Genomic DNA, 9681 nt, shown 5'->3' on the forward strand with positions numbered 1-9681 from the left:
AAAAATCATGAGACAGAAAAAGAAACAGCTGAGTCTTTTTAAAATCATCCCGCCTCAGGAAAATATCCGGATCAGTAATTCAGGATAACAGAAAAGCGTGAATAACACAAGGTTTATCCACGGGCTTTCACAGAGGGCGGTGATGGAAAAAGTCCTTGCGCAGACCGAACCTCCCGGGTATAATAAAAAAGAGTATAAGGCTGTAATAAGACCTTCATGGCCTGGACAGCCCTTGTGTGGTTGGAGTATATAGAGTTAAGTGGACAAGTTTCGTAAGAGGGGTGGCGTATGCGAGTATCTCAGTATTTCATAATTTTGTTAACTTTATTCCTTTTTTTTAATACTTTGTCAGCTCAGAATATTTCAGACGACCTCTATAACTTTTCCAGAGTCTACCGCCAGACTCTGGCAGCTATAGACACTCTGAAACAGAACGAAGACTGCAATGTCAGGCATGAAGTCCAGACTGACCTGTCAGCAATCATGGAATCCCAGATCGTAAAAATCTGCCGGACAATAGTTGAAAATGATCAGACTTTCTCTGAATTCCAGGAATACATCTCTACCCATCAGGTCGGGGACTTTCTGAAACCAATCCTGGAGAACCTGAAATCAGCTGTGCTCAATTCATATCTGACCGACAGACCAAGCAAGGTGAAATACCTGAATAACCTGCAGACTAACATTAAATTCAAGGGGATCCCTAAATTTCTTCCCAGGGAAGAACAGAAACTTCTGCTATTGACTGTCAGATCTATTTATGGGGATGCGGACAGGTGTTACTGCCGCGAAATCAGACAGGGATCTATCACCGGGTTTTTCCTGGAGCTCTCCAAGTCCTGGAACATGCTGTACCCTGAAGTGCAGAAAGACATCCTGAAATATTCCAGAGATAATCTGTATTCGCTCAGGAACCGCTCTGGCGGGACAGAGGAAACTGGAGAGTATAAAACAGCCCATTTTACTGTGCATTACACGAAGACAGGCAAAGACGCAGTGGCCAACCCTGAGCTACTGGCTGTAGGGATAGATGGTATCAGACATCCTGAATTTGTGATAAACACAGGAGCTTTCCTGGAAAAGGCATTTCAGGAGGAAACCTGTACCCTGTGTCTTAAGGCTCCCAGATTTCCGTATCAGGTTTATCTCAAGGATCTGGGCGATGGAGAATACGGTGCTACCAAAGTGGATGACGTCTCCGGAAAACCGACTGAATCCTATATCGAGATCGACAACGACTTTAAGGGTTCACGATATTTTCAGAACGACGATTGCGTCAGGGAAACCGGCAGCCTGAAAGTGACTGCAGCCCATGAGTTCATGCATGCCTGCCAGTTCATGTACGGCCTGGCCAAGGGCCCGGCCGGAGCCACGAACTGCCTGTCAGAATCCACTTCCACCTGGGCCGAAGACTTTGTTTTCGACGAAGTCAACGATTATCTGGGTTTTTTAAAATGCGATGACTCACCCTTCAAGGCTCCTTATCTGGAAATCACTTCCCGCAGCTACAGTTTTGTGGTCTTCCCGCTGTTCCTGTCCGAAAAATTCAACCCAACGATCATCAGGACACTCTGGGAAAATTATCAGAAAAGCCTGGACCAGGTGCAGGCTATCAAGGCCACATTAAGCGATCTTTCAGCAACTTATGGCGATTATTCGGTGGCGCTTTATCTGAAAAAAGAAAAATTCCGTGACGGCCTTCGCTATCCGGACCTCACGATCCAGAAAAAAATCAACATTTCCCGCCCTGTGAATGAAGTGATCAATACAAACACTCCTGGATATTTCGGTCAGAATTATGTTGAGATCGAAACCTCCATGCCGGGTGCACTGAATCTGAAGTTCAGCTCCAGCTCCGCTTATCAGTCCAGGCTGATCCTGATTGGAGATTCCACCTCCAGAGTCGTGGAACGGTCAGGAAGTTCCTGGGAATTCAATCTGGAATATTTCGGCGGTACGGTAAAAAAAGCGGTACTTGTGACATACTGCCTCGAGCCTGCAAATGCCTGTACGGAATTTTCGCTGGAAGCATCTTGCGCCGAACAAACTCCACCCCTGGCCAACACCTCAAACAGCGCCATTTCCGGCTAACCTGATTCCTTGAGCCTCAGATAAAGTTCCGGAAACCTAGTGGAATGTGCTTCAATGCAATCATCGTTTTACCTGACTTCTTGCAAAATGTTTTTTAACCCTATATCTTGGGTAGACATTTTAATAAAGGCTCTGGCTGCAGCTTGAACGAATCCTATCTGCTGATTTATTTCACTGCCTTCTTCCTGACCGGAATCTGTCATTTTCTGTTCACAGGTTTCAGATACCGCGAATTTGCCATCTATCTTCCAGTGCTGATAATGGCAATCGCCTTCCGCAGGGGGGGACCCTGGATCGAACTGGCGGGAGTGGCCCTGCTTTATCTTGTTTTCCTGAGGCTGTCCTTAAAGAAGCTTCCTCGGAAAATCAGCCTGCTGCTCGAACTTTCGATTTTCTATCTTGCATATCTGGCTGATTTCCGGATCAGCTTCATCCAATTCGGCGGCCGATTCATCTACCTTAACTTTCTGTCTCCCATCCTCACCATCATCTGGCTGTTCCTGCTGGTCCGGATATTCAAGTTCCTTTCTCATCTGCCGGGCATGGTTCCCGGGATTCTGATTATTTATCCTGCAATCCTGTTCATTATCTCAAGCACCCAGTCCACACCCTTATTCTTCGCTAAAAGCCTTTCTCTTGTGTTGTCCGGCATTGCCACCTGGCATTTCATACTGTTCATCCTGAAAAAACCGCGGGTCGACTCCCTCCAGATCTCCTTCATTGGTTTTCTGGCCGGCATTATGACCATCACAGGCGTCACCAAGAGAGTGGCTTTCGTAACTATGATTTTCCCCTCATTCTTTGTGATCCTGCCGATCTTTTTCATCATTTCCTTCATTTTTTACTTCTATCTGCGCGAAAACATCAATGAAATCAAAAAAAGTTCCAGTTACCGGATCATCTGGCGCTTTACCCACAGACGTGCCATCATCAGTACATACTTTATCTTTCTTTATCTGGCGATAGTATGTTTCACCCTGCTCGGGCATGCGAGCATCAGCGTCAAGGTGTTGCTGATGCTGGTATCCACAATCTCGGTGCTGACCCTGATCTTCATCCTTACAATCAAGATGGAAGAACGTGAAAAACACGTTAAAATCCGCAAACCCACGCTCCTCGGCGTGGCAATGGATAATCTCACCAGGGAGGAACTTCTCTCGGAAATCGAACTGGCGCTCTGCAGGGATGAAAAAATATTCATTACTACACCCAACGCGATCGCCTTTGTGATCGCGGAACACAACGCCGAGTTCAGGGAAGCGCTTTCCAGCGCCAGTTACAACATTCCGGACGGCGCAGGTGTAATCTGGGCTTCAGATGTACTGGACTGTTCGCTCGGGCAGCGTATCACAGGAGTCGACTTTATGCTGTCGCTGTTGAAAAAAGCGGAATCAGAGGAAAAATCGGTTTATTTTCTGGGCTCCACCGACGAAGTGATCTCAGAACTTAAGAAAAAAGTATCAGCCAGCCATCCAGGGCTGAAAATCTGCGGAAGCCACAACGGCTACCTGAATTCGGATGACGAAAGCAAGGTCATCCATGAAATCAACAGCCTGAAACCTGATTTCCTTTTTGTCGCCATGGGGATGCCCAAGCAGGAACTGTGGATACACAGGAATCTGCCTCAGCTGGAAACCAGACTGGCGATCGGTGTCGGCGGCGCTTTCAACGTGCATTCCGGAGTGGTCAACCGTGCACCTAAATTCTTGAGAATCTGTGGTTTGGAATGGCTGTGGAGATTCATCCGCGAACCCTGGCGTCTGGTATTGCTCTGGCAGCTCTTTTTCTTCGTTTTGATGGTGCTGTCTGCGAAGATCGAGGAAGAATAGCTGTGTTTAATGTGCGGAATCAGCTTTTCAGCCAAATCTGCCTGCCTGGTGACTCACAACCTGCTACCGGCTCTCGCTTCCTCCTTGCCTTCTCAGGTGGTCCTGACTCGGTGTTTCTGGCTCATTACTTTCTTGATCTGCTGGAAAAATACCCGAAGTTCAGTGTGATCCTGGCTTACTTTAATCATCAGTTGCGGACAGACAGTAAAGAGGAGGAAAAATTCGTAAAAGCCTTCGCACTGTCCCACGGTTTGAAGCTGATAACCGGCAGGGGAGATGTGAGAAAAACCGCGCTGGCTAAAAAGATTTCCCTTGAAATGGCGGCCAGAGAAATGCGTTACAAATTTTTAAACAGCACAATGGACAAAACTTCAGCCGATCTTCTTGTGCTTGGCCACAATCAGGATGATCAGGCAGAGACGCTGCTCCTGCATCTGATCCGTGGCTGCGGGAATAATGGCTTTTCCGGAATGGCTGTCAGAGGCGGAAGAATCTGGCGTCCGATTCTCACTATCAGCAAAAAAAGGATTCTGGATTATTTAGCTGAAAATGGGACTGGTTATTTCAAAGATTATACAAACGATGATCTGAAATTTGAACGGAATTTCATCCGCAGGGAGATAGTTCCAAGACTTCTTAAAGTAAATTCCGGTTCTGTCCGTCACCTTTCCGACACCTGCAGGATAGCAGGGAGTTTAAATCAATACCTGGACCGGCAGTGCAATGGACTGATCAGGGAAATTACAGTGCACGATCAGGATTTTTACCTGCTCTATTGCAAAAAAAGACTGCTGGCTGAGCATGAGTTCATCCAGTCCGAAGTTGTCAGGAGACTTTTTGGGTGCTATTTGTATCTGGATCAGGAAAAGATTCACCGGATCTTAAACCTGCTGCACAGCGAAACAGGCAAGCAATTAACTCTCTGCAAGGAGGTTCTTTTAGAGAACTGCAGGGATGAGCTTCTGGTACTCATTAAAAATAAACTTGCCAAATGGGTGGATATTTATATAGAATTTAAAAACGGAAAGATCACTATTCCTCTCTGGAATGTGAATTTAAGAATTGCATCCGGAGGTACCGGACTTAAGCGGGATGTGAAAACAACTGACATGATCACCTATCCCCTTAAAGTAAGGCTGCCGAAAACAGGTGACACCTTCTCACCCGCAGGTTCCGGTGTAACTAAAAAGCTTTCCAGGTACTTCCAGGAAAAAGAGATCCCGGCTGGCATCAGAAAACTCTGGCCGGTTTTGACCGACGGCGCGGACAGGATCCTCTGGCTGCCGGGACTGGCAAAGGACAACCGGGCAGTCAGGAATGCGCTGGAACTGACGCTCGAGGGGGCGATCTTTGAAAAGTGACAAACAGAAAAATCCCCTGAAACAGACCGACATGGATAAAGCCTTCAAAAACATGGCTTTTTACCTTGTCCTGCTGCTCTTATGCTTTCTTTTCTATACAAGAGTAATACCTCCGCCTGAACGGATGGATTATACATATTCAATGTTTCTCAAGGACCTGAAGGCGAATAATGTGAAATTGATCGTGGTCAGCGGACAATCGATTAAAATCAAACTCAAGAACGAAAATACAGATGCCGAACATTTCAACCACGAGATTTTCATCCCGCTGATGCTTTTCGACGCAGTCAGCAAAGATATTCAGGATTATGCCAAGCAGGGGTTTATTGACATCAAGACTGAGGAAGATCCGAAACGCGACTGGTGGGCTGAAGTCTTGATCAACTGGTTCCCGATGATCGTGTTCATCGGGATCTGGGTTTACATGATCAGGCAGATGAACGGAGCGGGAGTAAAAGCGCTTTCCTTCGGTAAAAGCAGAGCCAAGATGTGGACCGAGAAGCTCAAAATCACCTTTGCAGATGTGGCTGGCTGCGATGAAGCCAAGGCCGAACTGGTGGAAGTCGTAGATTTTCTCAAGGATCCTCAGAAATTCCAGCGTCTGGGCGGTAAAATCCCTAAAGGAGTACTGCTGGTCGGCCCCCCTGGAACCGGTAAAACCTTGCTGGCCAAAGCTGTAGCTGGCGAAGCGGATGTCCCGTTCTTTTCCATCTCAGGCTCAGATTTCGTGGAAATGTTCGTGGGTGTCGGAGCTTCCCGGGTACGAGACCTGTTTGAACAGGGCAAAAAAAATGCTCCCTGCATTATATTCATTGACGAGATTGACGCAGTAGGACGTCAGCGTGGAACCGGTCTCGGCGGAGGTCACGATGAGCGCGAGCAGACCCTGAACGCCCTGCTGGTGGAGATGGATGGATTCGAAGGCAAGGAAGGAGTGATCCTGCTCTCGGCCACCAACAGGCCGGATGTGCTGGACCCGGCATTATTGAGGCCAGGACGCTTTGACCGGGAGGTTGTAGTGGACCTGCCTGATCTGAAGGGCAGGGAAAAGATCTTTAAAGTTCATACTAAAAACATGCCTCTCGGAGACGATGTTGATTTTGAAAAACTTGCAGGCGGAACTCCTGGTCTGACAGGTGCTGATATCTCCAATCTCACCAATGAAGCTGCGCTTCTGGCAGCCAGGAAAAATCATACCCGGGTTCAGATGCTCGATTTTGAGGAAGCCAAGGACAAAGTTCTGATGGGTGTTGAGATGAAAAGCCGAATCATTAATAAACAGGAGAAGGAAGTTACAGCCTATCATGAAGCTGGTCATGCCCTGGTGGGTTGTATCCAGCCTGATTCCGATCCAGTGCATAAAGTAACAATTATCCCTAGAGGAAGAGCTTTGGGCGTTACATTCCATTTTCCTGAAGAAGACAAGCATATGTACTCAAAGGAATATTTCCTCGCAACCATTACAATGGGTCTCGGCGGCCGCGTTGCTGAGGAAATCGTGTTCGGAAAGCTGTATACAGGCGCATCTAACGATCTTTCCAGAGCTACCACTATTGCTTATAAAATGGTCTGCGTCTGGGGTATGAGCCCGAATCTGGGACCACGAACTTTCGGAAAACGCGAAGAAACTATTTTTCTGGGTAGAGAAATCGCCCAGATTAAAGATTTTTCTGAAAATACGGCCACACTCATCGACAAAGAAGTAAATGAAATAATCAATCAATGCTACCAGTGCGCAAAGGAGATCCTGACAAAAAACCGGGATAAACTGGAAACTATAGCCAGAAGACTTCTGGAAATCGAAACCGTCAACAGGGATGAACTGGAAGAGATAGTGCTTGGAAAAAAAAGAGTTCCCAAACCAGAAACCGAAAAAAAAGATGAAGCTTCCATAGACGTGCAGACACCTGTATGAATATTAAAAACAATCATCAGAAGATCGAGAATGCATTCCGTGTAATCCTGGAAGCGATAGGGGAGAATCCTGACCGGGAAGGCCTGAAGGACACCCCTTCAAGGATCGCACGGATGTATGATGAATTTTTCTGGGGCCTGAAAGCGAACCCTGAAGATGCATTGAATGTTTTTTTCCAGGAAGACCACGAAGAGATCGTACTCATCAGGGATATCCCACTTTATTCGATCTGTGAACATCATTTCCTGCCTTTCCACGGCAACGCCCATATTGCCTACATCCCGAAAAATGGCAGGATCACCGGTCTCTCCAAACTGGCCCGCGTCCTGGACGTGCTGGCTCACAGGCCACAGCTCCAGGAAAGGCTGACTTCACAGGTAGCCGACATTCTGATGAAAAAACTCAAACCACAGGGAGTGCTGGTCGTGATAGAAGCTGAACACATGTGCATGTCGATGAGGGGTGTGAAAAAACCGGGCAGTATCACAGTCACTTCGGCCATCAGAGGAATTTTTGAGAAGGACGCCCCTGCCAGAGCTGAAGCGCTGAAATTAATCAAGGGATGAATATGAAAAAGATTACATTAGTTCTAGCTTTACTGATTGTAATCGGGCTGTCAATTTTCATCGCCCAGGGTTTGAAAACCGATAAATCAAGATTTACTTTGATTCTGACAGGTATCCTGCAAGGCCATATTTCACCGCTTAAGCAGAAAAACAGCGAGCTTGAGCAGGGTGGTGTCCTTTTTTTAGGTACCCGGGTAATGGCGGTACGCAAGGAAGTTTTAGCCCGCAGCGAGCAATGTCTCTGGCTGGACAATGGTGACGATTTCTCCGGTACTCCTGATGCTTATTATACTCAGGGGGAAGCGATTGCCCGGATCATGGAAAAACTGCCGATCGACATGCTGACTCTGGGAAACCGTGAGTTCGATTTCGGTAAAGATGTGCTTTTCAACCTGATCAAAGGAGCATCTTTTTATTACAGTTCCAATGTTTTTAATTCTGACCAGTCCAGTCCGGAAAACCTGCATCAGATCATACTGAAAGAAACTCCGGAAGGCCGGAAACTGCTGGTGATCGGACTAACTCCTCCCAATACACCTCAGCAGACTCTAATGAAAAACGTCGAAGGCCTGGTTTTTCTTGATCTGAAATCCACCCTGGCTCGTTTTCAGGAAGCCTTACGTGAAGCAGATGCCTTGATCGTGCTGACCCAGTTCACGCGCCAGGAACTGATTGACAATGTCAAGTTCCTGCAGGAATATCCCGGAAAAAAATTCTTGCTGGTCTACAATGCCTTTGAAAACCAGGAATTCAAACTCGAAGCGTTTTCACCTGATATCTGGTTCGTGCCGGTCGACGGAATCTCCCTGGGCCGCACTTTTGTGACGCTCGAGTTCAACCTGGATCAGGGAAACATCTCAGGAATTTCTTATAAAACAGTTGAAGTAGGTGTGAGCGACATTGAGCCTGACAGGGAGCTGTCAACGGTTGTCGGAAATTACAGACGTCAGGTGGACAGTATCATTCAGCAGGTGATAGGTGAATCTTCGCTGGATCTCGAAGTCGACAACAACCAGGAATTCGCCCTGGCCGACCTGGTCTGTGACGTGATGCTACGGGAAACAGGTGCAGAATTTGCCGTCACGAATTCCAGTGGAATCAGGGTCGGCCTGAAAAAAGGTAAAATCACCCTGGAGAATCTTTATCAGATTATCCCTTTTGACAACAACACGGTCAGCATGAAGCTTCAGGGAAAAGATATCAGGGCGATATTCGAGCGAAATTATGAACGCAAGCAGCCGATACTCCAGATAGCCGGCGGGAAGATCCAGATCGACAGGAACCAGACCCCGAAAGTAAAATCCATCCAAATTGGGGGTGCTCCGCTCTCTGATGAGCGCTTTTATAAGATTGTGACGAATTCTTTCCTTGCCGATGGCGGAGATGGATATCTGGAATTCAAGAATGGAACAGAACGAGTGATGGGGAATCAGATCCGTAAATCGATGAACGACTTCATCAAAACCGGATCACCGCTTAAACCCCAGACAGAAGGCAGGATCGTGATCACCGAAGCTGCGGCAATCAAGTGAATCTGCCTAAAGAATTATTCGGGAGGTTTTAATGAAACTTGGCATGTTTATCATGGTGTGCGTCATCAACTATATAATCGGCAGCATCCCTTTCGCTTACATTATCACCCTCAAGGCGAGCGGCAAGGACATCCGTCAGGAAGGCTCCGGCAATGTGGGCGCCACCAATGTATTCAGGGTGATGGGAATTCTCTGGGGTTTGCTGGTTTTTTTTCTGGATGCCGGGAAAGGCTGGCTGGCAGTAAAGTTCAGCCAGTTCATCATCAACGAAAAGGACTTCACCATCCAACTCTCAAACATCACCTTGAATCATAAGATCATACTGATCTGTGCCGTGCTCTGGGTCGTGCTTGGTCATATTTTCCCGATTTTTCTCGGATTCCGGGG

At 47.2% G+C, this 9681-nt stretch carries 7 protein-coding genes; all 7 read left to right on the plus strand.

Translation table 11 applies throughout. The features are described from left to right. The first annotated feature begins 345 nt into the window (after window positions 1-345). Entirely contained in the window at window positions 346-2091 is a 1746-nt protein-coding gene (locus PHW04_18515) for a hypothetical protein (GenBank protein ID MDD2717886.1), read from the plus strand. A 107-nt stretch (window positions 2092-2198) separates the two neighbouring features. Beyond that, a complete protein-coding gene (locus PHW04_18520) occupies window positions 2199-3920 on the plus strand; it encodes a WecB/TagA/CpsF family glycosyltransferase (protein MDD2717887.1) in 1722 nt (573 codons plus the stop codon). A gap of 2 nt (window positions 3921-3922) precedes the next feature. Next, the gene (gene tilS, locus PHW04_18525; GenBank protein ID MDD2717888.1) at window positions 3923-5281 is read left to right on the plus strand and encodes a tRNA lysidine(34) synthetase TilS; all 1359 of its coding nucleotides are present in this window, start codon (window positions 3923-3925) and stop codon (window positions 5279-5281) included. A gap of 31 nt (window positions 5282-5312) precedes the next feature. After that, window positions 5313-7196 carry an ATP-dependent zinc metalloprotease FtsH gene (gene ftsH, locus PHW04_18530; GenBank protein ID MDD2717889.1) on the plus strand — a complete coding sequence of 628 codons (1884 nt, stop codon included), beginning with the start codon at window positions 5313-5315 and terminating at the stop codon, window positions 7194-7196. Next, window positions 7193-7762 (plus strand): GTP cyclohydrolase I FolE, encoded by a 570-nt coding sequence (gene folE / locus PHW04_18535; protein MDD2717890.1) that lies wholly within the window; start codon window positions 7193-7195, stop codon window positions 7760-7762. Before ftsH ends, folE begins: the two co-directional genes overlap by 4 nt. Before the next feature lie 2 nt (window positions 7763-7764). After that, on the plus strand, window positions 7765-9294 hold the full coding sequence (locus PHW04_18540; GenBank protein ID MDD2717891.1) for a bifunctional UDP-sugar hydrolase/5'-nucleotidase: 1530 nt from the start codon (window positions 7765-7767) through the stop codon (window positions 9292-9294). A 31-nt stretch (window positions 9295-9325) separates the two neighbouring features. Further along, the coding region (locus PHW04_18545; GenBank protein ID MDD2717892.1) for a glycerol-3-phosphate acyltransferase at window positions 9326-9681 on the plus strand (356 nt) is incomplete at its 3' end.

It is taken from the genome of Candidatus Wallbacteria bacterium, assembly GCA_028687545.1.
In the GTDB taxonomy this organism is placed as follows: Bacteria; Muiribacteriota; JAQTZZ01; order JAQTZZ01; family JAQTZZ01; genus JAQTZZ01.